Consider the following 20906-nt stretch of genomic DNA (forward strand, 5'->3'; position numbering starts at 1 on the left):
CTGTTCCCCCGCTGGCCTGACCACCCCACCGGTAGGGTGGCCCGGTTGTCGTACGTACCCCGAGCGTCAAAGTGCGTACTCCCAGCGTCAGAAGCCCGCGTCAGCACCCCGCAGCCTGCGTCAGTACTTCGCAGCCGCACCCGCGCCCGTACCTGCGTCAAAACCGGAGACCGTGACTACCACCGCCGCCGCCACCGCCTCTTCCGCCTCCTCCCACCACCTCTCACCCGCCTTCCCGGGCCGCGCCCCCTGGGGCACCGCGGGCAAGCTGCGTGCCTGGCAGCAAGGGGCCATGGAGAGGTACCTCCAGGAGCAGCCGCGAGACTTCCTCGCCGTCGCCACCCCGGGCGCCGGCAAGACGACGTTCGCGCTCACCCTCGCGTCCTGGCTGCTGCACCACCATGTCGTGCAGCAGGTGACCGTGGTCGCGCCGACCGAGCACCTGAAGAAGCAGTGGGCCGAAGCCGCCGCGCGCATAGGGATCAAGCTGGACCCGGAGTACAGCGCGGGGCCGCTCAGCAAGGAGTACCAGGGCGTCGCCGTCACGTACGCGGGTGTGGGCGTGCGGCCGATGTTGCACCGCAACCGCTCCGAGCAGCGCAAGACCCTCGTCATCCTCGACGAGATCCACCACGCCGGTGACAGCAAGTCGTGGGGTGAGGCGTGCCTGGAGGCCTTCGAGCCGGCCACCCGCCGCCTCGCCCTCACCGGTACGCCGTTCCGCTCCGACACCAACCCCATCCCCTTCGTCCAGTACGAAGAGGGCAAGGACGGCATCCGGCGCTCCTCCGCCGACTACACGTACGGATACGGCAGTGCGCTCGGCGACGGCGTCGTGCGGCCCGTCATCTTCCTCTCCTACAGCGGCAACATGCGGTGGCGCACGAAGGCCGGCGACGAGATCGCCGCCCGGCTCGGCGAACCCATGACCAAGGACGCCATCAGCCAGGCCTGGCGTACGGCCCTCGACCCGCGCGGCGAGTGGATGCCGAGCGTGCTGCGCGCCGCCGACCAGCGGCTCACCGAGGTCCGCAAGGGCATCCCGGACGCCGGCGGTCTCGTCATCGCCGCCGACCAGGACTCCGCCCGCGCCTACGCCAAGCTGATCCGGGAGATCACCGGCACGAAGCCCACCACCGTCCTCTCCGACGACACCGGCGCGTCGAACCGGATCGACGACTTCTCGGGGAGCAACGACCGCTGGATGGTCGCCGTCCGCATGGTGTCCGAGGGCGTCGACGTGCCCCGGCTCGCCGTGGGTGTCTACGCGACGACCATCTCGACCCCGCTCTTCTTCGCGCAGGCCGTGGGCCGCTTCGTGCGTTCGCGGCGGCGCGGCGAGACCGCGTCCGTCTTCCTGCCCACCGTCCCCGACCTCCTCGGCTTCGCCAACGAGATGGAGGTCGAGCGCGACCACGTGCTCGACAAGCCGAAGAAGGACGGGGAGGAGGACCCCTACGCCGAGTCCGAGAAGGAGATGGACGAGGCGAACAAGCAGGAGGACGAGGACACGGGGGAGCAGGAGCAGTTCTCCTTCGAGGCGCTCGAGTCCGAGGCGACGTTCGACCGGGTCCTCTACGACGGTGCCGAGTTCGGCATGCAGGCGCACCCGGGCAGCGAGGAGGAGCAGGACTACCTCGGCATTCCCGGGCTCCTCGAACCCGACCAGGTGCAGATGCTGCTCCAGAAGCGGCAGGCCCGGCAGATCGCGCACAGCAAGAAGAGGCCCGACAGCGAGGCCGATCTCCTCGAGATGCCGGCCGAGCGGCGGCCCGTCGTCTCGCACAAGGAGCTCCTCGAACTCCGCAAGTCGCTCAACACGATGGTCGGCGCGTACGTGCATCAGAGCGGGAAGCCGCACGGCGTCATCCACACCGAGCTGCGGCGGGTGTGCGGGGGGCCGCCGAGCGCGGAGGCCACGGCCGGGCAGTTGAGGCAGCGCATCGCGAAGGTCCAGGAGTGGGCCACCCGCATGAAGTGACGTCTTCTTCAGAGGCTTTGTGCGGGACCGGGGAACCGTGTGCGCTACGTGCAGAGGTGGTGCACGCTCTGTTGATCGTGCCCCGCGTAACGGGGCAATCGTTACAGGTCAGGATAGTTACTGCCCGGATTCTGGACGGAGTCTTCCGCTGAGCGGGACGACCTCGCTACATTCCCGGCAACGCACACGCCCCGTGGCAGAGCCGCCGCGGAGCGCAGCCGGTGCGCCATGCGCCTCCGCCCGGGACCATCCGAACCGGGTCGATTGCCGACCGGCGGCCTCTGACGCGCGTCGCCCACGGGACCGGCGTCGCAACCGCCGCGGAGGGGGCCGCCGCCTTCACCACTAAGGAGTGGGCGTCGTGACCGCGGAGACCTCCCAGACGCTCGACCGGGGACTGCGTGTCCTCAAGCTGCTCGCCGACACCGACCACGGGCTGACGGTCACCGAGCTGTCCAACAAGCTCGGCGTGAACCGCACCGTCGTGTACCGCCTGCTCGCCACGCTCGAACAGCACGCCCTGGTCCGCCGTGACCTCGGCGGCCGGGCGCGGGTGGGGCTCGGCGTGCTGCGCCTGGGCCGCCAGGTGCATCCGCTGGTACGGGAGGCTGCGCTGCCGGCGCTGCGATCCCTTGCCGAGGACATCGGGGCCACCGCGCATCTGACGCTGGTCGATGGCTCGGAGGCGCTCGCCGTGGCCGTCGTCGAGCCGACCTGGACGGACTATCACGTGGCGTACCGGGCCGGTTTCCGGCATCCGCTCGACCGGGGGGCCGCGGGCCGCGCCATACTCGCTGCGCGGCAGGGGCTGGTGCCTGAGCCTGGTTACACGCTGACCCATGGGGAGCTCGAGGCCGGTGCCTGTGGCGCTGCGGCGCCGTTGGTGGGGGTGAGCGGGCTTGAGGGGAGTGTGGGGGTTGTGATGCTTTCGGACTCCGTCCCTGAGCGGGTGGGGCCGCGGGTTCTTGATGCGGCGCGGGAGGTTGCCGACGCGCTGCGCTAGGCGCGCTGCGTGCCGGTTATTTGTGCGGGGTATCAGTGCCGGGGGTTTTGCGCAGTTCCCCGCGCCCCTTGTCGGCGGTCCGTTGTCTTCTGCGGGTTCGTCTCGGCTGGGTGCGCAGTTCCCCGCGCCCCTGAGTGAAGCGGTCTGTTGTTGGCTGCGGGCCGGGTGTGGCTGGGTGCGCGGTTCCCCGCGCCCCTATGGGGCGCCCTCGTCCCGCCTGGCCCTCGCGTTAGATTGGGCCCGTGCTTCTCTCTCGGATTTCTCGGACCAGGGCCCTTGCCGTTTGTGCATTGCCTGTGGTGGCTCTGCTTGCCGTAGCGGGGTTTGCGCCGTTGCCGTTCGCCATCGCTCAGCCCGGGCCGACCACCGATGTGCTCGGGGATTCGAAGGGGAAGCCCGTCATCGAGATCTCCGGGGCGCCCACGCGTGACACGTCGGGGAAGCTGCGGATGGTGACGATCGTGGCTACGGGGCCCGACGCGGAGGTGAGTCTGGGTGACGTCGTCGACAGCTGGTTCCGTACGGACCGTGCCGTCATGCCCCGCGACGCCGTATACCCCTCGGGCGACTCCACCAAGGAGATCGAGCAGCACAACCTCGGCGAGATGAAGAAGTCGCAGGACTCCGCGACCGAGGCCGCGCTCGGCTTTCTGGGCAAGTCCCCGAACGAGGTGAAGGTGGACCTCCAGCTCGCTGACGTCGGCGGGCCGAGCGCGGGGCTCTTCTTCTCCCTCGGCATCGTCGACAAGCTGGACGGCAACGGCAGCGGGGGCGATCTCACGGGCGGCCGTTCCATCGCCGGTACGGGCACCATCACCTCCGGCGGGAAGGTCGGCGCCGTCGGCGGGGTGTCGCTCAAGACGCAGGCCGCCTGGCGCGACGGCGCCAAGGTGTTCCTGGTGCCGAGGGCGGAGTGCGGCGACGCCAAGGCCGAGTCGCCCAAGGGCATGCGGCTGATCCCCGTGACGACGCTCCAGGGCGCGGTCTCGGCGCTGACGGCCCTGGACAAGGGTGACGGGAGCAAGGTCCCCAGCTGTTAGACCCAGGGCCGGCTCACTCCGTCACGAACCCCTCCTTCACCAGCCAGTCCTTCGCCACGCTGTGCGGGTCCTGGCCGTCGACGTCGACCCTCGCGTTCAGCTCCTGCGCGACCGTGTTGTTGAGCTTCTTCGTGATCGGCTCGATGACCTTCGCCATCGCCGGATACTTCTTCAGGGACTTGGTGTTCATCTCCGGGGCCGCGTTGTAGTTCGGGAAGAAGTGCTTGTCGTCCGCCATCACCCTGAGCTTCATCGCCCTGATGCGGCCGTCGGTCGTGAAGACCTCGCCGAAGGTGCAGGTGCCCTTCGCGGCCTGCGTGTAGATGATCCCGGTGTCCATCTGCGTGACGTTCGCGGTCGGGATCTTCATGCCGTACGCCTTCTCCATGCCATGCAGCCCGTCCGCACGGTTGGCGAACTCGCTCTCCACGCACAGCGTTACGGCCTTGGGGTTCTTCTTGGCGAGGGCGGCCACGTCCGAGAGGGTCTTCGTGCCGTACTTCTTGAAGTTGGCCTCGTTCATGGCCAGCGCGTACGTGTTGTTGAGCGCGGACGGCGGCAGCCAAGTGATGCCGTTCTTGAGGTCGGCGTCGTGCACGGCCTGCCACTGCTTCTGTGGGTCGGGGATGGGGTGGGAGTTGCCCAGGTAGGTGATCCAGGCCGTGCCCGTGTACTCGTACATCCCGTCCGCGTCACCGCTCTTGATGGCCTCGCGGGCGCCGATGGAGCCCTGGATGCCGGTGCGGTCGAGGACGTCGGCGCCGGCCGCCTTGAAGGCGATGCCCATCATGGCGCCGAGGATCAGCTGTTCGGTGAACTCCTTGGACGTGACGGTGATGTTGGCGCCCTTGAGCGGCTCGCCCTTGCCGATCGAGCCCGGTTTCACGTCGTCGACCAGCGGGCTGCCGCTGGTCAGCCCGCAGCCTGCGAGCAGTGACGCGACGAGGCCCGCTGCCGCCGCCGCACGGTACGTACGCCTCATGTCCGCACCTCCAGTCCGCGTGGCCGCAAAAGGAGTTCGGCGAGCGACGCCAGCCAGTCCACGAGCAGGGCCAGCGCGACGGTCAGGATCGAGCCGAGCACCAGGACCGGCATGCGCTGATTGGTGATGCCGGTGGTGATCAGGACGCCGAGTCCGCCACCGCCGCCGAACGTGGCGAGGGTCGCCGTGCCGACGTTCAGGACGAGCGCCGTGCGCACGCCCGCGAGGATCAACGGTACGGCCAGCGGGAGTTCGACCTTGGTGAGGACGCCGAACGGTGACATGCCGATACCGCGCGCCGATTCGAGGAGTGTGGGGTCGTTCGCCTTCAGGCCCGCGATGGTGTTGGAGAGCACGGGCAGGATCGCGTAGATGATGATGCCGATCAGGGCCGACCGCCGGCCGATGCCCAGCCAGATCACCAGCAGGGCGAGCAGGCCGATCGCGGGGGTGGCCTGGCCCATGTTGGCGAAGGCGAGGGCGACCGGGGTCGCCTTGCGGAACATCTTGCGGGTCAGCAGGATGCCCAGCGGGATCGCGATGATCAGCACGAAGAACGTGGAGACCACCGTCAGGTAGATGTGCTGCTTGACGAGCTTCCACACCTGACCGCCCGAGATGGCGTTCTCGGTGATCGTGTCCAGGGTGGCCTGCTGGAACCAGAGCCAGGTGGCCAGCAGCACGGCTGCGATCACCACCGGCAGGAACGTGAGCTTCTGCCAGGAGATCCGGCGCTTCTCGCGGACCGGCGGCGGTGGTGGCGCCTCCTGCTCGGCCTCGCCCTCGTCGCGGAACGCGACGCCCTTTACCTCGTGCTCGCCCTCCGGACGCTTGTCCGGAGGCGACTTGGGGGTGTTCACGCCTTCAGTCCCCCCTCGCCTTCCTGCTCCTGATGGGTCTGCTGGGCCCGCAGCTCCTCCAGTTCGTGCTGGTGCTCCACGGCCTCGAGCCGGTCGGCGTCCAGGAGTTCGTGCACGGAGTTCATCAGCGTCTCCATGTCGACGACGCCCTCGTACTCGCCGCGCCGCCCGGTGACCGCGACGCGTCCGGCGTTGTCGGTCAGGACCGCTTCGAGCGCGTCGCGCAGGGTCGCGTCCCGGGTCACCGTGTCGTGCACGAGGGTGCCCGCGCGGGCCAGTGACCCCTTGGCGCGCATCAGGTCGCCGCGCCGCAGCCACTTGTAGGGGCGGCGCCGCTTGTCGAGCAGGAGCAGTTCGTTGGTGCCCGCGTCGCGCAGCTTGTCGAAGATGGTCTGGAGGGGGTCGTCGACCTGGACCGTCGGGTAGTCGGTGACCTCCACGTCCCGTACGCGGGTGAGGTTGAGGCGCTTGAGGGCGGCGCCCGCGCCGACGAAGCCGGACACGAAGTCGTCGACGGGGTTGGTGAGGATGGCCTCGGGGGTGTCGAACTGGGCGATGTGCGAGCGCTCGCGCAGGACCACGATGCGGTCGCCGATCTTGATCGCCTCGTCGAAGTCGTGGGTGACGAAGACGATCGTCTTGTGCAGCTCGCGCTGGAGGCGGATCAGCTCGTCCTGGAGGTGGTCGCGGGTGATCGGGTCGACCGCGCCGAACGGCTCGTCCATCAGGAGTACGGGCGGGTCGGCCGCCAACGCCCGCGCCACGCCCACGCGCTGCTGCTGACCTCCGGAGAGCTGGCGTGGATACCGGCCGCGGAACTCGGCAGGATCGAGACCGACCAGGTCCAGCATCTCCTCGACGCGCGCCTTGATCCTCGACTTGGACCAGCCGACCATCTTCGGCACCAGGGCGATGTTCTGCGCGACCGTCATGTGCGGGAAGAGGCCCGAGGACTGGATCGCGTAGCCGACCTTGCGCCGGAGCTTCACCGGGTCCATGTCCGTGACGTCCTCGCCACCGATCCTGATACGGCCGCTGGTCGGCTCGATGAGCCGGTTGATCATCTTGAGGAGGGTGGTCTTACCGCCACCCGAGGGTCCTACGAAGATGACGGTCTCGCCCGCCTTGATCTCCAGGCTGACGTTGTCCACGGCGGGCGCGGCGGATCCGGGGTAGCGCTTGGTGAGGTTCTCCAGCTCGATCGTCGCCCCCGTCGTGGAGCCGGGCTCCCCGGCGCCGCCGTCGGCGGTGGCGGTCGCCGTGGGGGTCTCGGGCAAGGAATCAGACACGGATCCCCCTCGGGATGGTCAGGCGTCCGATGAGGACGTACGCGGCGTCGAAGAGGAGCGCGAGGATGATGATGCCGACCGTGCCCGCGAGCACCTGGTTCAAGGCGTTCTTGCTGCCCAGGGACGCGATGCCGCGGAAGATCTCGTTGCCGAGCCCGGGTCCGGACGCGTAGGCCGCGATGGCGGCGATGCCCATCAGCATCTGGGTGGAGACCCGGATCCCGGTGAGGATCGGCGGCCAGGCCAGTGGCAGCTCCACCTTGGCGAGCCGGGCCATGCGGGACATGCCGATACCCTGCGCCGCGTCGATCAGGGAGGGGTCCACGCCCCGCAGGCCCACGATCGAGTTCCGCACGATGGGCAGCAGCCCGTACAGGGTGAGCGAGATGACCGTCGGCGGGACGCCGAGGCCGACGATCGGGATGAGGAGACCGATCATGGCGAGCGAGGGGATCGTCAGGATGGTCGAGGTCGTCGTGGTGGCGAGGTTGCCCGCCCACTCGCTGCGGTAGGTGACCACACCGATCACCACGCCGATGACGGTCGCGACGACCATGCACTGGAAGACCACGCTGGCGTGCTGGTAGGCGTCCGCCAGCAGCTGCTGATGGGCTGCGCTGATGTAGTCCCAGAAGTTCACGGGCCTCACCTCCTTGCGCCGGGCTGTCGTCCGGCCGGCTTCAGCCGGTGGTCCGGGGCTGTCCCCGGGAAGACGCAGCGCCGGCACTCACCTCGTCCGGGCGGACGCCGCGAGCGGCAAGGAGGTGCGCGTCAGGAATCCGACGAGGCCTGCTCCACGAGCGGGATGATCCGCAGCGGAACGGGGTTCTCCATGACGATCGCGGTGGAAGCCCGGACGATGCCATCAAAACCCACGACCCGGTCGATCACCCGCTGGAGATCGGCGTTCGAGCGGGCCACGAGACGGCACAGCATGTCGCCGGTGCCGGTCGTCGTGTGGAGTTCGAGGACCTCGGGGACGGTCGTCAAGTGCGCCCTGACGTCGGGGCCTTGGCCCTGCCGGATCTGCAGCGTGGCGAACGCCGTGACCGGATAGCCGAGTGCCGCCGGGTCCACCTGAGGTCCGAAGCCGCGGATGACTCCGTTCGACTGAAGCCGGTCGAGGCGCGCCTGAACGGTGCCGCGCGCGACCCCCAGGCGCCGGGACGCCTCAAGCACCCCGATACGGGGCTCGCGCGCGAGCAGCAGGATCAGCTGCCCGTCCAGATGATCGATCGCCATGTCGGCCTCCGGGGTGGTCATCCTGTACAGATCGCCTGCCCATATTGACGATCCGCTGAGCAGATTGACCACCAGAATCTCAAACTATTGCGCACCTTGTGGTTCGGGGGGAGCCTCGGGCCATGGCAGCTACTTCTGCGAACATCCAGACCACCCCCGACACCGCGCGCGAGGCCGACCCCTTCCCGGTGAAGGGAATGGACGCGGTCGTCTTCGCCGTGGGCAACGCCAAACAGGCCGCCCACTACTACTCGACCGCGTTCGGCATGAAGCTCGTGGCCTACTCGGGCCCGGAGAACGGCAGCCGCGAGACGGCCTCCTACGCGCTCACGAACGGCTCCGCCCGCTTCGTGTTCACCTCCGTCATCAAGGTCTCCACCGACTGGGGCCAGTTCCTCGCCGACCATGTGGCCGAGCACGGCGACGGCGTCGTCGACCTCGCCATCGAGGTCCCGGACGCCCGCGCCGCGTACGCGTACGCCGTCGAGCACGGCGCCCGCGGCATCACGGAGCCGTACGAGTCCAAGGACGAGCACGGCACCGTCGTGCGCGCCGCGATCGCCACGTACGGCAAGACCCGCCACACGCTCGTCGAGCGCACCGGATACGACGGCCCGTACCTGCCCGGCTTCACGGCGGCCGAGCCGGTCGTCGCGCCGCCGGCCAAGCGGACCTTCCAGGCCATCGACCACTGCGTCGGCAACGTCGAGCTCGGCCGGATGAACGAGTGGGTGGCGTTCTACAACAAGGTCATGGGCTTCACGAACATGAAGGAGTTCGTGGGCGATGACATCGCGACCGAGTACAGCGCCCTGATGTCGAAGGTCGTCGCGGACGGCACGCTCAAGGTCAAGTTCCCGATCAACGAGCCGGCCATCGCCAAGAAGAAGTCCCAGATCGACGAGTATCTGGAGTTCTACGGCGGCGCCGGCGTCCAGCACATCGCGCTCGCCACGAACGACATCGTCGAATCCGTACGCACCATGCGCGCCGCGGGCGTCCAGTTCCTCGACACCCCCGACTCGTACTACGACACCCTCGGCGAGTGGGCCGGCGAGACGCGTGTGCCCGTCGAGACCCTGCGCGAGCAGAAGATCCTCGTCGACCGCGACGAGGACGGCTACCTGCTGCAGATCTTCACCAAGCCGGTCCAGGACAAGCCGACCGTCTTCTTCGAGATGATCGAGCGGCACGGCTCGATGGGCTTCGGAAAGGGCAACTTCAAGGCGCTCTTCGAGGCGATCGAGCGCGAGCAGGACAAGCGCGGCAATCTGTAGGGACCTGCGGATCTCTGGGGGCACTCCGCAGGCACACGTCCTAGGCTGGTCTCATGGCCAGGATCAATGACGTGGGCGGCATGACAGGGTTCGGCGCCATCGACACCAGCGACGACGCCGAGCCCTTTCACGCGGACTGGGAGGCGCGCGTCTTCGCCCTCCAGCGCGCGCTCCTCGTCAAAGGGGTCTTCAACCTCGACGAGTTCAGGGACGCCATCGAGACGATGCCGCCGGGCGAGTACCTCGCGGCCTCGTACTACGAGCGGTGGTTCCACGCGATCCGCACGCTCCTCGAACGCAAGGGCGTCATCGAGGAAGGGGCGCTGCGCGATGACTGACCGGTTCGCGGCCGGCGCCCATGTCCGCACGTACCCGCACGACCCGCCGCACCACACGCGCCTGCCGCGGTACGCCCGCGGCAAGCGCGGCGTCGTGGTCGAGCCGGAGGGCCGGGCGCCGCTCGCCGACGTGCGCGCGCAGGGGCGGGACGACGCCCCCGTCGAGATGATCTACGCGGTCCGGTTCGCGGCGCGCGAGCTGTGGGGCGAGGGCGACCACCACGTCGTGCTCGACCTGTCGGAGAGCTATCTGAGGGAGGCCGAGTGATGTCCGGCACGCACGAGGACGCGGTGATCTCCCGTCAGGTTCGGCGACTGGAAAGCCTGTTGGAGACACGGGGCATCGTCGGGGGCGACACCGTCGACGAGGTCATCGACGGGTTCCTGGCGGGCGCCTCACCCGTGAACGGCGCCAAGGTCGTGGCCCGCGCGTGGACCGACCCGGCCTACCGCGAGCGGCTCCTCGCCGACGGCACAGCGGCGGTGGGTGAACTGGGCTTCGCTGCCGGGGGAGTTCAGAAGCAGCGGCTGCGCGTCGTCGAGAACACCGCCGACACCCACAACGTCATCGTCTGCACGCTGTGCTCCTGCTATCCCCTGCGCCTGCTCGGGCCCTCACCCGGCTGGTACAAGAGCGAGGCGTACCGCTCCCGCGTCGTGCGGGACCCGCGCGGCGTCCTCGCCGAGTTCGGCGTGACACTCCCGGAGACCGTGGACATCACGGTCTGGGACTCCAGCGCGGAGACGCGGTACATGGTCCTGCCGAGGCGCCCCGCGGGAACGGACCGCCTGAGCGAGGCGGAACTGGCGTCCCTGATCACGCGGAACGGGCTCATCGGGACGGGCGTGATCTAGGGCCTCTCGTTCGGATCATGCCGGGCTCGCGGGGTCTGATCCAGACGAAAGGCCCAAGCCGGGTGTGCTTCAGGGGGTCGTCGTTACGCCCGAGGAGCCTGCTGGGGCGACGGCTCGGCCGGGGCCGGGGCTGCCGGAGGCGTGGCCGGCGGGGCCGCGGACCTGGGCGGCGTGACGGGGGCGGCCGGGCGCGTCGCGGGGCTTTTGCTCGCCGGGCGCCGGGATCCGGGGCGCTCGGGGGCCGAGCTCCGGGGCGCCGCGTGGGGGCCCGGAGCCTGTGCCGCGTTCGCCTCCGTCTCCCGCACCTTCTCGGGCCCGCCGGCCGACGGGTCGCCCAGCGCGGCCAGCGCCTTCTTCGCGAGCGGGGCCAGGAGCGGCGAGAACGCCGGGTTGATGCGCAGGGCCTCGCCGATGTGCCGGCGGGCGGGCCCGTCCAGCTCCAGCTCCCTTTCCACTTCTCCCCGGTGGTAGGCGATCAGCGCACTGCGTACGGTGCCCCCGTGCTCCGGGTCCGTCGCGCGCTTCGCGTACTTCAGCGCCTCCTTGTCGTCGCCCGCCTTGTGCAGCGCCCAGCCCAGCGCGTCCGCGGTCTGCACGCTCGGCGCCCGCTCCCAGTCGGCCCGCAGCCGGGTCACGGCCGACCGCGGGTCCTCGTGGTCCGCCTCGAACCGGCCGAGGAGGAGCGAGTCGTCGACCCCGTTCGCCCCGTCCACGTCCACCCGCTTCCGCAGCAGGTCGTACTGTGCCTTCGCCGCGTCGCCGAACCCGATCGACTCGTACAACTCGCCCAGTTCCAGGGCGTATTCGGGCCGCGGGCGCTTGGTGAGCACGCTCCGGTAAGCCTGGATCGCCTCCGTCGTACGGCCCAGCGACGTCAGGGCGCGGCCCTTCCCGGCGAGCGACGCGTCGTGGTCGGGGTCGGCCGCGAGGGCCTGGGTGAAGTAGGTCAGCGCCTCCGCGGGCTCGCCCCGCTCCCACGCGAGCTCACCCACCCGGTGCAGACACGCGGCCTGCTCGGACGGCGTCGAGGCGAGCGCCGCCGCGTCGGTCAGCGACGCGAGCGCGTCGTCACGCCAGCCGCGGTCCCGGTAGACCTGCCCCTTGCGTGCCATCACGGCCGCGCCCGAGCCCAGCTCCGTCAGCTTCGCCAGGGCCCGGTCCACGGCTTTGTAGTCCCCGAGCTGCCCGTAGGCGTCGATCAGCAGCAGATACGTCGTCCACCGCTTCGGCGCCAGCTTCAAAGACGCCTCGCCCCACTTCTTCGCGGCGCGGTAGTCGTGCCGCGCGTTGGCGAGCGCGGCGAGCCCGTTCAGGGCGTCCACGTTCCCGGCGGGCCGCGTCTTCAGCGAGGTCCGCAGGGCGCGCTCCGCCTTCGGGTAGTACGCCGAGTCGGCCGTCCGCAGCCCCCGCTCCACGTAGGCGGCCCCGAGCACCGCCCACGACCGGTCGTCACGCGGATGAGCCCGCAGATACGACTTGCGCCCCCTGATGAGAGCCGTCAGATCGGGCAGCGACGCGGCGGCCCCCTCGGCCGCCGCGATCACGGCGTGTCCGGCGGACCCCGGCGCGGGCGGCGTGGCGCTCTCCGGCGAGGAGGGCAGCACCAGCAGGACGCCGCCGAGCACCACGGACCCCGCGACGGTGCTGATCAGCACGCGCTTCACCAGCGGGGACAGTCGGCGCCCCGGCTCGGGACCAGTGGCCGAAGCCGGCCGTTCCGCTTCGGTCTCCTCGTTGTCCTCGGTCTTCATGGCGCACACTGTGCGTGAATACGAAGAGCACATCACGGCAACATCCCGGCACGTGAAGGCCGTCTCAGACGGGTTCACACCGATGGCCCCGAGTGCGACGCTGTGATCATGAGCCGCACACTCACCGAACGACTTCAGGAAGGCCTCCCGTCCGGGGCGGTCCTCACCGACCCCGACGTCACGGCCTCGTACGCCAACGACATGGCCAGCTTCTGCGACGCGGGCGCGCCCGCCGTCGTGGTGCTGCCCCGCACCGTCGAGCAGGTCCAGCACGTGATGCGCACGGCGACCGAGCTCCGCGTCCCGGTCGTCCCGCAGGGCGCCCGCACGGGCCTGTCCGGCGCGGCCAACGCGTCCGAGGGCTGCATCGTGCTGTCCCTGGTCAAGATGGACCGCATCCTGGAGATCAGCACCGTCGACAGGATCGCGGTCGTCGAGCCGGGCGTCATCAACGCCGCGCTCTCCCGCGCCGTCAACGAAAAGGGTCTCTACTACCCGCCGGACCCGTCCAGCTGGGAAATGTGCACCATCGGCGGGAACATCGGCACGGCATCGGGCGGCCTGTGCTGCGTGAAGTACGGGGTGACGGCGGAGTACGTCCTCGGGCTCGACGTGGTCCTCGCCGACGGCCGGCTCCTGTCCACCGGACGCCGCACCGCCAAGGGCGTCGCGGGCTACGACCTCACGCGTCTGTTCGTCGGCTCCGAGGGCAGCCTCGGCATCGTCGTGCGGGCCACGCTCGCGCTCAGGCCCGAGCCGCCGCAGCAGCTGGTCCTGGCCGCCGAATTCGCCTCCACGGACGCCGCCTGCGACGCGGTCTGCAAGATTATGGAGGGCGGTCACGTCCCGTCACTGCTCGAACTCATGGACCGTACGACCGTGAAGGCCGTCAACGCGATGGCGAACATGGGGCTGCCCGAGACCACGGAGGCGCTGCTCCTCGCGGCCTTCGACACCCTCGACCCGGCCGCCGACCTCGCCGCCGTCGGCGCCCTGTGCGAAGCCGCGGGCGCGACCCAGGTCGTCCCCGCCGAGGACGCAGCGGAGTCCGAACTCCTGCTCCAGGCCCGGCGCCTCTCACTCACCGCGCTCGAAGCGGTCAAGGGCACGACGATGATCGACGACGTGTGCGTGCCGCGCTCGAGGCTCGCCGAGATGCTCAGTGGCGTCGAACGTATCGCCGAGAAGTACGACCTGACGATCGGCGTCTGCTGCCACGCGGGCGACGGCAACACGCACCCCACCGTCTGCTTCGACGCCCAGGACGCCGACGAGGGCCGGCGGGCCCGCGAGTCCTTCGACGAGATCATGGCGCTCGGTCTCGAACTCGGCGGGACCATCACCGGCGAACACGGCGTCGGCGTCCTCAAGAAGGAGTGGCTGGCGCGCGAGCTCGGCCCGGTCGGCATCGAGATGCAGCGCGCCGTCAAGACGGCCTTCGACCCGCTCGGCCTGCTCAACCCGGGCAAGCTCTTCTGACGCCCGCCACTCCTGGTTCGTTCCTCTGCTCGCATCCACCCCCGTGGGACGCGCGCTCACTCACCGTCCTTCGACTCGTCCGAGGGCCACGGGTCGCGCAGCCACAGCTCGTCGGCGCGGCCCGGGGTGGGGGCGAGCAGCTCGGCGAGGCCGTCGTCGATGCCGAGCCGCTCGGACTCAGAGCCCGGAGGGACCACCCGCAGCGTCCGCTCCAGCCACGAGGACACGGCGGCGGCGGGCGCCTCCAGGAGCGCGTCGCCGTCCGGTGAACTCAGCGCCATGAGCACGACGCTGCGGCGGTCGACCTTCGTCGGCCACACGCGCACGTCCCCGTGCCCGCACGGCCGGAACACCCCCTCCACCAGCAGCTCGCGCGCGAACGTCCAGTCGACCGGGTTCTCGGAGCCGATGTGAAAGGCGATGTGGACGGCGTACGGGTCGTCGGTCCGGTAGGTGAGCCGGGCAGGGACGGGGATGCTGCGCTCGGGCGACAGGACGAGCCTCAGCTCGAGTTCACGTTCCACCACGGTGTGCATGTCGTGCGTTTCCTCTCCTCGTAGGGGTCGTGCGGGGGCCCGCGAGAGCGGGCCGTGCAAGGAGAGAGGGCGAAGGGCGCGGAGCATTACGCGAGTTCCGGAAAGTTTTTCCGGCGTCCCCGGAAAGTGGTCCGTACGGGCGGACCCGCCCGGGGGTGGGCGGTGGTCTGATAGATGTGGACCCCCAACAAAACCCCCGAGCAGATACGGGACGACGGACATGAGCGCCCCAACTCCGGCCCCCGGCGACGACAGGCCCCGCGACGGGTACTACCCCGACCCGTCCATTCCCGGATATGTCCGGTACTGGAACGGTGCCGCGTGGGTGCCCGGCACGAGCCGCCCGGCCCCGTCCGACGGCGAACCCCTCGCCGCCCCCGCCGGGGTGACCCCGGCCCCCGCCCCTTCGCCTTCGCCCTCTCCTTCTCCTTCGCCTTTGCCCGTCGAGGAGACCGGCCCGGTTTTCCTCGACGAGGAGCCGGAGCGGTACTCGGACGAGCCGGTCGCACCCGAACCCGCCACGGCATGGCAGGCGGACGCGTCCCACCAGACCGGCTTCGGCGGCGAGCAGGACCGCCGCGTGTCCTGGGGCGCCGACCCGCGCGTGCCTGCTCCGCCGCAGGAGGAGCGCACGGACGGCGCGCTCACGGCCCGCCCCGCACAGCCGGAGCCCCCGACGCCGCCCACGGACGGGACCGTCACGTTCCGCCGCCCCACCCCGTCCGTGGACCGTCCCGAGGGCACGATGACGATGCGAGCGCTGTCAGCTCCGCAGGTGCCGGGTCAGCAGCTGCCTGCGGCGCAAGGGCCTGTGGTGCAGGGGCAGGGGCCGGCATCCCAGGAGGCGGCCGGTCGGCACGCGCAGGGCCACCAGGGCCACCAGGGTCAGCAAGTTGAGGGCCACCAGGCCCAGCAGCCCGCGCCCCAACAGGCCGACTCCCAGCCTCAGCCCCTGCCCCATCAGGGCTTCGCCCCGCAGGGGCCGGCTCGGCAACCCCCGGCCCATCAGGCGCAGGCTCCACAAGCCGCCCCGCTCCAGCCCCACGCGCCCCAGGCCGGTCGCCCGGGTGCGGTCCCGCCGCAGGCCGCTGCCGCCTCCCCCACCCCCATGACCTCCGGTCCCGGCGGGGGTTCGCCGTCCTGGGCGCAGCAGGTGCACCAGCTCGCCCGACCCGGTCAGTCCGGGCAGCCCGGCCAGTCCGCTCGGCCCGCCGCAGGCGAACCCGCGGAGCCGGAAGGCCCCGTCACGCCGTGGAAGCCCGTGGCCAACGACCCGTTCCTGGCGGCAGCCCAGGCGCAGGCGTCGGCGCGGCCCGCCGGGCCCGGCAAGCGTCTCGCGGCGCGGCTCATCGACACGGTGGTGCTCGGCGCGGTCACCGCGGTGGCGGCCGTTCCGCTCGGCACCAAGGCCGTCGACCACATCGACGGGAAGATCGACGCGGCGAAGGCGTCGGGCCGCCAGGCCACGGTCTGGCTGCTGGACGGCACGACCGGCGCCTACCTCGGCATCGTCCTCGCCGTCCTCCTCGTCGCCGGTGTCCTCTACGAGGCACTGCCGACCGCCAAGTGGGGCCGCACCCTGGGCAAGAAGGTGTGCGGGCTCCAGGTGCGGGACATCGAGGAGCACGCGGCGCCGACGTTCGGCGCCGCGCTGCGGCGCTGGCTGGTGTACAGCGTGACGGGCCTGCTGGCCATCGGGGTCGTCGGCGTGCTGTGGTGCCTGTTCGACCGGCCCTGGCGCCAGTGCTGGCACGACAAGGCGGCCCGTACGTTCGTCGCGGGCTGACCCCGGCCGTCCCGCCCGGCCCCCGCACGGGCGAGCCGTCGTACCCCGGACGGCGGCTCGCCGGATGCGGAATCGGGGGGTTCGCGGTCGACTCGGGCCATGAGCACCGAACCGCCGCCCCCCGGCTCAGGCCAGCCCCCGGAAGACGACCCGTTCAGGAAGCCGCCGCCGTCCCAGAGCGGCGGTGGCTCACCGTACGACGGCCCGGGGAACGGCCCGGGGAACCCGTACGACTCCGCGCCGCCCCCGCCCGGCGGCACCCCGCCGCCCCCGTACGGCGGCGGTGGTGGTGGAGAAGGAGGCCCCTACGGGGGTGATCCCTACGGGAGTGACCCGCTGGCCGGGATGCCGCCCCTGGCGGACAGCGGCAAGCGCGTGCTCGCGCGGATCATCGACATCATCCTGGTCAGCATCGTCGTGGGGCTGCTGTCCTGGGCGTTCGGGATCGCCGAGTACCAGACGAACCCCGACAAGATCGAGTACGGCAAGCAGTTCGGCCAGTCCGTCCTCGCCGCGATCCTCTACATCGGCTACGACACGTTCATGACCGCGAGGACCGGCCAGACCCTGGGCAAGCGGCTGCTCAAGCTGCGCGTGGCGAACCTCAACGACGGGGCCACGCCCAGCGTCCAGACCAACCTGGTGCGCGCCGCGGTCCTGTGGCTGCCGGCGGTGTTCTGCTGCGCCTGCATCTGGACCGCGATCTGCGGCGGCTGGAGCTTCTTCGACAAGCCCTACAAGCAGGGCCTGCACGACAAGGCCGCGAAGACGGTGGTGGTCAGCACCGGCTGAGCAGACGCGGGGCGGTGTTTCCGGCGGGTCCGTGGATCACGGGCCCGCCGGTCCGCGTGTGCCGGACGGCGCGACCTCGTACACGGACTCGGGGGCGGCCTGCTGGGCGGCCGCGGGCACGGTGGCCCGCTGCACCGACACCCGCTCCTCCGTGACGACCCCGGCGTCGGCGGTCCCGGGTGCCGGCGCGGCGGCGGGCCGCGACTTCGGCAGGGGGACCGTCAGCGCCACGAGGAGACCGAGGCCGAGTGCGGCCAGGGCGATGACCGCGACGCCGAGGCCCGAACTCGTCTGCGACAACAGCAGCATGGCGAGTGTCGAGAAGATCACGGTCGCGGAACCGTAGGCGAGCTGTGCGGCAGTCGGACGCGGCATGGCGTTATCCGTCCTCGGGACAGCGGATGCTTGCTTCACTGGCGTATAGCAGGAGCCATTGGCAGCTGCATATGTAAGGGGTGCGGAGCCGGGTCGACTTGGCTGTGGCGCGCCGTCAAATGACTCTAATCCGACGCATGCCCGAGGAGAACGGGCGGTAAGCGTGACCTAACCCACGGTGCCGGTGCACGGGGGGCGCACGGAGTCACCGAGTCCACGGAGTGGACGGTTCGGCGCGCCCGTTGGGGGGAAGTCCGCGTCCGGATACCGGTGCCGCGCCACTGCATAGTGCACTTGGGTCGCCCCAGTCAAGGTCTGTTATTTCTCCTTCACCTCCGGTCAAATAGCGTCACTTGTGATACGTGGCTGATAGGCCACGGAGGAGGGGAACCATCAAGTGACCACCAAGAGACGGGCGTTGAGATCCGCCGCCGTGCTCGTGACGCTGGCCGCGACCGCGGCTGCCGGATCGGTCCTCGCGACGGGCGCCCAGGCCGACACCCCGGCCGTAGGAAGCTCCACGTCGCACGGCAAGACGTACGGGGGCAAGGGGCACGTCATCGGCGGCCCCTTCAGCCAGCAGATGGAGCAGCAGCGCAAGACGGCGCTGGAGCAGGTGCTCTCCGGGAAGTCCAAGGTCGTCAAGCGCGACGGCTCGCAGGTCGTGCAGCTCGGCAAGGACAAGTACGTCGAGCTGGGCCGGGAGCGGACCGACAAGATCTTCACGATCCTGACGGAGTTCGGCGACAAGGTCGACAACACGACGCTGGTCGACCGCGCCGACGACGACACGCCTGACCTGAAGCCCAAGTACGGGGGCACGCCGGGCCCGCTGCACAACCAGATAGCGGAGCCGGACCGTGCCAAGAACAACAGCACGGCCTGGCAGAAGGACTACAGCAGCAAGCACTTCCAGGACCTGTACTTCGGTTCGGGCAAGGGAGTCGACTCGCTGAAGACCTACTACGAGAAGACGTCGTCGGGCCGCTACTCGGTCGACGGTGAGGTCTCGGACTGGGTCAAGGTGCCTTACAACGAGGCCCGTTACGGCTCCAACTACTGCGGTGCCGACAACTGCCCGAACGTCGAGGACCTGGTCCGCGACGGCGTGACCGCGTGGGTCGAGGAGCAGAAGGCGGCCGGCAAGTCCGACGCCGACATCAAGACGGACCTCGCCCAGTACGACCAGTGGGACCGCACGGACCACGACAACGACGGCAACTTCAACGAGCCCGACGGCTACATCGACCACTTCCAGATCGTCCACGCGGGCGAGGACGGGTCGGCCGGCGGCGGCGCACAGGGCGGCGACTCCCTGTGGGCGCACCGCGGTTACGCCTACGGCCGCGACGACGGCGACACCGGCCCGACCGGCTTCAAGGCGGGCGGCACCCCGGTCGGCGACACCGGCATCTGGGTCGGCGACTACACGATGCAGCCGGAGAACGGCGGCCTCGGCGTCTTCGCCCACGAGTACGGCCACGACCTCGGCCTGCCCGACCTGTACGACACCACGTACAGCGGCGAGAACTCGGTCGGCTTCTGGTCTCTGATGTCGGCGGGCTCCTGGCTCGGCACCGGCAAGGACTCCATCGGCGACATGCCGGGCGACATGACCGCCTGGGACAAGCTGCAGCTCGGCTGGCTCAACTACGACAAGGCCAAGGCGGCGACCAAGTCGACGCACACGCTGGGTGTTTCGGAGTACAACACCAAGCGCAAGCAGGCCCTCGTCGTCGAGCTGCCCGAGAAGAAGAACGTCACCACCGAGATCGTGAAGCCCACCGAGGGCGCGAAGCAGTGGTGGTCGGACTACGGTGACGACCTCTCCAACACCCTTACGCGCCCGGTCGATCTGACCGGCAAGTCGAAGGCGGCCCTCGAACTCGACGGCTGGTACGACATCGAGAAGGACTACGACTACCTGTACACGCAGGTGTCCACGGACGACGGCGCCAGCTGGAAGACGATCGACGGCACCGCCGACGGCGTCACCATCCCGCGCGACGGCGGCGACAAGCCGGCCCTGACCGGCGTCTCCGGCAAGTTCCAGCACCTGGTGTTCCCGCTGGACGCCTACGCGGGCCAGAAGATCAGCGTCCGCTTCCGCTACAAGACGGACGGCGGCGCCGGCGGCATGGGCTTCACCGCCGACAACCTCACCGTCAAGGCGGACGGCCAGGCGCTGTTCACCGACAACGCCGAGGGCGACGACAACGGCTGGACCGCGCGCGGCTTCTCGCGCGTCGGCGCCTCCGTGACGGGCGACTTCCCGCAGTTCTACCTCGCGGAGAACCGCCAGTACGTCTCCTACGACAAGACCCTCAAGGTCGGCCCGTACAACTTCGGTTGGCGTGACGGCGGTGCGAAGAACGACTGGGTCGAGCACCTCGCGTACCGCCCCGGCCTGATGATCTGGCAGTGGGACACCTCGCAGCGCAACAACAACGTCGGCCAGCACCCCGGCAAGGGCCTGATCCTGCCGGTCGACTCCCACGCCAAGCCGCTCAAGTGGGCCGACGGCAAATACATCACCAACAAGCTCCAGCCGTACGACGCCGCGTTCAGCTGGTTCCCGAACCGGGGCTTCTCGCTGCACAAGCTCGGCGTCGAGACCAAGATCCCGGCACAGCTGGGCGTCCCGGTCTTCGACGACCACAAGGGCACGTACTGGTACAAGGAGAACGCCACCGGCAGTGTCCAGACAACTGACACCAACACCCGGATCTCGATCGTCGGGCAGCCGCTCGACGGCTCGTCGATCACGGTGAAGGTGGGCCCCTCGGCGAAGTAGTCCACATCGCCGCAGGTCAGAGCATGATCGGCCGTCGCCCTCTAGCGGGCGGCGGCCGATCGTGTTTAGGTGCGTCCTGTGGGTTTCTTATTGACACTACGTCTCACGGGGGTGTGACAGTCATGTCCGCAGGAGGGTTCTGCAAGCTGCCGAACGGCACCGTGGTGGTGGCGCTGACCGTGCCCAGCCCTGCGCCGGACGACGGCGCGGTACGGGTCCTGGTACATGCGGCGAACCGCGCCCGCGCCCTGACCCGGCTGCGCAACCTGGGCCTGCGGGCGATCTACCTGAGGGGCAACGCGGAGCCCCCCACACCGGACGAGATCACGGCGGTCCTGCACCACCCCGACGGCCTTCTCTGGCGGGCCGCCCCCCACTGCACGGCAGGTGAGCTCTGGCACCCGATCAGAGCCCTCCTGAGACCGAGACAGCCCGGCCGGGCCGGCTACTCCAGCTCAGCCTCCACCCAGGCACCCAGCCCCTCCGGCGTTTGAGGAGCGAGGTCCGGGGCAGCTCCCCGGGCCAT

Annotated in this window: 20 protein-coding genes; 12 read left to right on the forward strand and 8 right to left on the reverse strand. The window is 70.0% G+C overall.

Annotation, left to right across the window (positions count from 1 at the left end):
* Positions 1 to 172: 172 nt before the first annotated feature.
* The 3 genes from OG574_RS28550 (at position 173) to OG574_RS28560 (ending at position 4024) form a co-directional block, all read left to right on the forward strand.
* On the forward strand, positions 173 to 1981 hold the full coding sequence (locus OG574_RS28550; RefSeq protein ID WP_326775534.1) for a DEAD/DEAH box helicase: 1809 nt from the start codon (positions 173 to 175) through the stop codon (positions 1979 to 1981).
* Between the two features lie 361 nt (positions 1982 to 2342).
* Complete coding sequence (locus OG574_RS28555; RefSeq protein WP_100593951.1) at positions 2343 to 2984, forward strand: IclR family transcriptional regulator; 642 nt, start codon at positions 2343 to 2345, stop codon at positions 2982 to 2984.
* Between the two features lie 242 nt (positions 2985 to 3226).
* Positions 3227 to 4024 (forward strand): S16 family serine protease, encoded by a 798-nt coding sequence (locus tag OG574_RS28560; RefSeq protein ID WP_326775535.1) that lies wholly within the window; start codon positions 3227 to 3229, stop codon positions 4022 to 4024.
* A 13-nt stretch (positions 4025 to 4037) separates the two neighbouring features.
* Here OG574_RS28560 and OG574_RS28565 read toward each other — a convergent pair whose 3' ends face one another.
* The 5 genes from OG574_RS28565 to OG574_RS28585 all read right to left on the reverse strand — a co-directional run bounded on the left by OG574_RS28565 (position 4038) and on the right by OG574_RS28585 (position 8397).
* Positions 4038 to 5006 carry a glycine betaine ABC transporter substrate-binding protein gene (locus tag OG574_RS28565; protein ID WP_326775536.1) on the reverse strand — a complete coding sequence of 323 codons (969 nt, stop codon included), beginning with the start codon at positions 5004 to 5006 and terminating at the stop codon, positions 4038 to 4040.
* On the reverse strand, positions 5003 to 5866 hold the full coding sequence (locus tag OG574_RS28570) for an ABC transporter permease (RefSeq protein ID WP_326775537.1): 864 nt from the start codon (positions 5864 to 5866) through the stop codon (positions 5003 to 5005). Before OG574_RS28570 ends, OG574_RS28565 begins: the two co-directional genes overlap by 4 nt.
* Positions 5863 to 7143 carry a betaine/proline/choline family ABC transporter ATP-binding protein gene (locus OG574_RS28575; protein WP_398377056.1) on the reverse strand — a complete coding sequence of 427 codons (1281 nt, stop codon included), beginning with the start codon at positions 7141 to 7143 and terminating at the stop codon, positions 5863 to 5865. Before OG574_RS28575 ends, OG574_RS28570 begins: the two co-directional genes overlap by 4 nt.
* A 4-nt stretch (positions 7144 to 7147) precedes the next feature.
* Positions 7148 to 7795: an ABC transporter permease gene (locus OG574_RS28580; protein ID WP_326775538.1), complete on the reverse strand. Its 648-nt coding sequence runs from the start codon at positions 7793 to 7795 to the stop codon at positions 7148 to 7150.
* Between the two features lie 131 nt (positions 7796 to 7926).
* Positions 7927 to 8397 carry an Lrp/AsnC family transcriptional regulator gene (locus OG574_RS28585; RefSeq protein WP_100594293.1) on the reverse strand — a complete coding sequence of 157 codons (471 nt, stop codon included), beginning with the start codon at positions 8395 to 8397 and terminating at the stop codon, positions 7927 to 7929.
* Positions 8398 to 8519: 122 nt separating this feature from the next.
* On the opposite strand from OG574_RS28585, the gene hppD reads away from it, so the two are divergent.
* From hppD to nthA, 4 genes are read left to right on the forward strand one after another with little or no spacing between them, the layout of a single operon-like run.
* Positions 8520 to 9674 carry a 4-hydroxyphenylpyruvate dioxygenase gene (gene hppD / locus OG574_RS28590; protein WP_326775539.1) on the forward strand — a complete coding sequence of 385 codons (1155 nt, stop codon included), beginning with the start codon at positions 8520 to 8522 and terminating at the stop codon, positions 9672 to 9674.
* A 53-nt stretch (positions 9675 to 9727) separates the two neighbouring features.
* Positions 9728 to 10012: an SH3-like domain-containing protein gene (locus tag OG574_RS28595; protein ID WP_100593958.1), complete on the forward strand. Its 285-nt coding sequence runs from the start codon at positions 9728 to 9730 to the stop codon at positions 10010 to 10012.
* The gene (locus OG574_RS28600) at positions 10005 to 10280 is read left to right on the forward strand and encodes an SH3-like domain-containing protein (protein WP_100593959.1); all 276 of its coding nucleotides are present in this window, start codon (positions 10005 to 10007) and stop codon (positions 10278 to 10280) included. Before OG574_RS28595 ends, OG574_RS28600 begins: the two co-directional genes overlap by 8 nt.
* Positions 10280 to 10867 (forward strand): nitrile hydratase subunit alpha, encoded by a 588-nt coding sequence (nthA, locus tag OG574_RS28605; protein ID WP_326775540.1) that lies wholly within the window; start codon positions 10280 to 10282, stop codon positions 10865 to 10867. Before OG574_RS28600 ends, nthA begins: the two co-directional genes overlap by 1 nt.
* A gap of 83 nt (positions 10868 to 10950) precedes the next feature.
* Here nthA and OG574_RS28610 read toward each other — a convergent pair whose 3' ends face one another.
* Positions 10951 to 12618, reverse strand: coding sequence for a tetratricopeptide repeat protein (locus OG574_RS28610; RefSeq protein WP_326775541.1), 1668 nt, complete (start codon positions 12616 to 12618; stop codon positions 10951 to 10953).
* Positions 12619 to 12726: 108 nt separating this feature from the next.
* On the opposite strand from OG574_RS28610, the gene OG574_RS28615 reads away from it, so the two are divergent.
* Positions 12727 to 14097 (forward strand): FAD-binding oxidoreductase, encoded by a 1371-nt coding sequence (locus OG574_RS28615; RefSeq protein WP_326775542.1) that lies wholly within the window; start codon positions 12727 to 12729, stop codon positions 14095 to 14097.
* 56 nt (positions 14098 to 14153) lie between these two features.
* On the opposite strand, the gene OG574_RS28620 is transcribed toward OG574_RS28615, so the two are convergent.
* The gene (locus tag OG574_RS28620; protein WP_100593962.1) at positions 14154 to 14633 is read right to left on the reverse strand and encodes an SsgA family sporulation/cell division regulator; all 480 of its coding nucleotides are present in this window, start codon (positions 14631 to 14633) and stop codon (positions 14154 to 14156) included.
* Positions 14634 to 14853: 220 nt separating this feature from the next.
* Between OG574_RS28620 and OG574_RS28625 the strand changes: the two genes are divergently transcribed.
* Entirely contained in the window at positions 14854 to 16419 is a 1566-nt protein-coding gene (locus tag OG574_RS28625) for an RDD family protein (protein ID WP_326775543.1), read from the forward strand.
* A 99-nt stretch (positions 16420 to 16518) separates the two neighbouring features.
* Positions 16519 to 17211, forward strand: a complete 693-nt coding sequence (locus OG574_RS28630; protein ID WP_326775544.1) for an RDD family protein — start codon at positions 16519 to 16521, stop codon at positions 17209 to 17211.
* A gap of 36 nt (positions 17212 to 17247) precedes the next feature.
* On the opposite strand, the gene OG574_RS28635 is transcribed toward OG574_RS28630, so the two are convergent.
* Positions 17248 to 17586, reverse strand: coding sequence for a hypothetical protein (locus tag OG574_RS28635; RefSeq protein WP_326775545.1), 339 nt, complete (start codon positions 17584 to 17586; stop codon positions 17248 to 17250).
* Between the two features lie 397 nt (positions 17587 to 17983).
* Here OG574_RS28635 and OG574_RS28640 point away from each other — a divergent pair, with 397 nt between their 5' ends.
* Both OG574_RS28640 and OG574_RS28645 read left to right on the forward strand, forming a co-directional pair.
* The gene (locus OG574_RS28640) at positions 17984 to 20380 is read left to right on the forward strand and encodes an immune inhibitor A domain-containing protein (protein ID WP_326775546.1); all 2397 of its coding nucleotides are present in this window, start codon (positions 17984 to 17986) and stop codon (positions 20378 to 20380) included.
* Between the two features lie 122 nt (positions 20381 to 20502).
* A complete protein-coding gene (locus OG574_RS28645) occupies positions 20503 to 20874 on the forward strand; it encodes a hypothetical protein (protein WP_326775547.1) in 372 nt (123 codons plus the stop codon).
* Positions 20875 to 20906 lie beyond the last annotated feature (32 nt).

The sequence above is a fragment of the Streptomyces sp. NBC_01445 genome, from assembly GCF_035918235.1.
Lineage (GTDB): Bacteria > Actinomycetota > Actinomycetes > Streptomycetales > Streptomycetaceae > Streptomyces.

Bases quoted from the DNA above. Each gene is read 5' to 3' on its own strand.
- OG574_RS28565 (WP_326775536.1), bottom strand. From the start codon at position 5,006: ATGAGGCGTACGTACCGTGCGGCGGCGGCAGCGGGCCTCGTCGCGTCA.
- OG574_RS28585 (WP_100594293.1), bottom strand. From the start codon at position 8,397: ATGGCGATCGATCATCTGGACGGGCAGCTGATCCTGCTGCTCGCGCGC.
- hppD (WP_326775539.1), top strand. From the start codon at position 8,520: ATGGCAGCTACTTCTGCGAACATCCAGACCACCCCCGACACCGCGCGC.
- OG574_RS28595 (WP_100593958.1), top strand. From the start codon at position 9,728: ATGGCCAGGATCAATGACGTGGGCGGCATGACAGGGTTCGGCGCCATC.
- OG574_RS28600 (WP_100593959.1), top strand. From the start codon at position 10,005: ATGACTGACCGGTTCGCGGCCGGCGCCCATGTCCGCACGTACCCGCAC.
- nthA (WP_326775540.1), top strand. From the start codon at position 10,280: ATGTCCGGCACGCACGAGGACGCGGTGATCTCCCGTCAGGTTCGGCGA.
- OG574_RS28610 (WP_326775541.1), bottom strand. From the start codon at position 12,618: ATGAAGACCGAGGACAACGAGGAGACCGAAGCGGAACGGCCGGCTTCG.
- OG574_RS28615 (WP_326775542.1), top strand. From the start codon at position 12,727: ATGAGCCGCACACTCACCGAACGACTTCAGGAAGGCCTCCCGTCCGGG.
- OG574_RS28620 (WP_100593962.1), bottom strand. From the start codon at position 14,633: ATGCACACCGTGGTGGAACGTGAACTCGAGCTGAGGCTCGTCCTGTCG.
- OG574_RS28625 (WP_326775543.1), top strand. From the start codon at position 14,854: ATGAGCGCCCCAACTCCGGCCCCCGGCGACGACAGGCCCCGCGACGGG.
- OG574_RS28630 (WP_326775544.1), top strand. From the start codon at position 16,519: ATGAGCACCGAACCGCCGCCCCCCGGCTCAGGCCAGCCCCCGGAAGAC.
- OG574_RS28635 (WP_326775545.1), bottom strand. From the start codon at position 17,586: ATGCCGCGTCCGACTGCCGCACAGCTCGCCTACGGTTCCGCGACCGTG.
- OG574_RS28645 (WP_326775547.1), top strand. From the start codon at position 20,503: ATGTCCGCAGGAGGGTTCTGCAAGCTGCCGAACGGCACCGTGGTGGTG.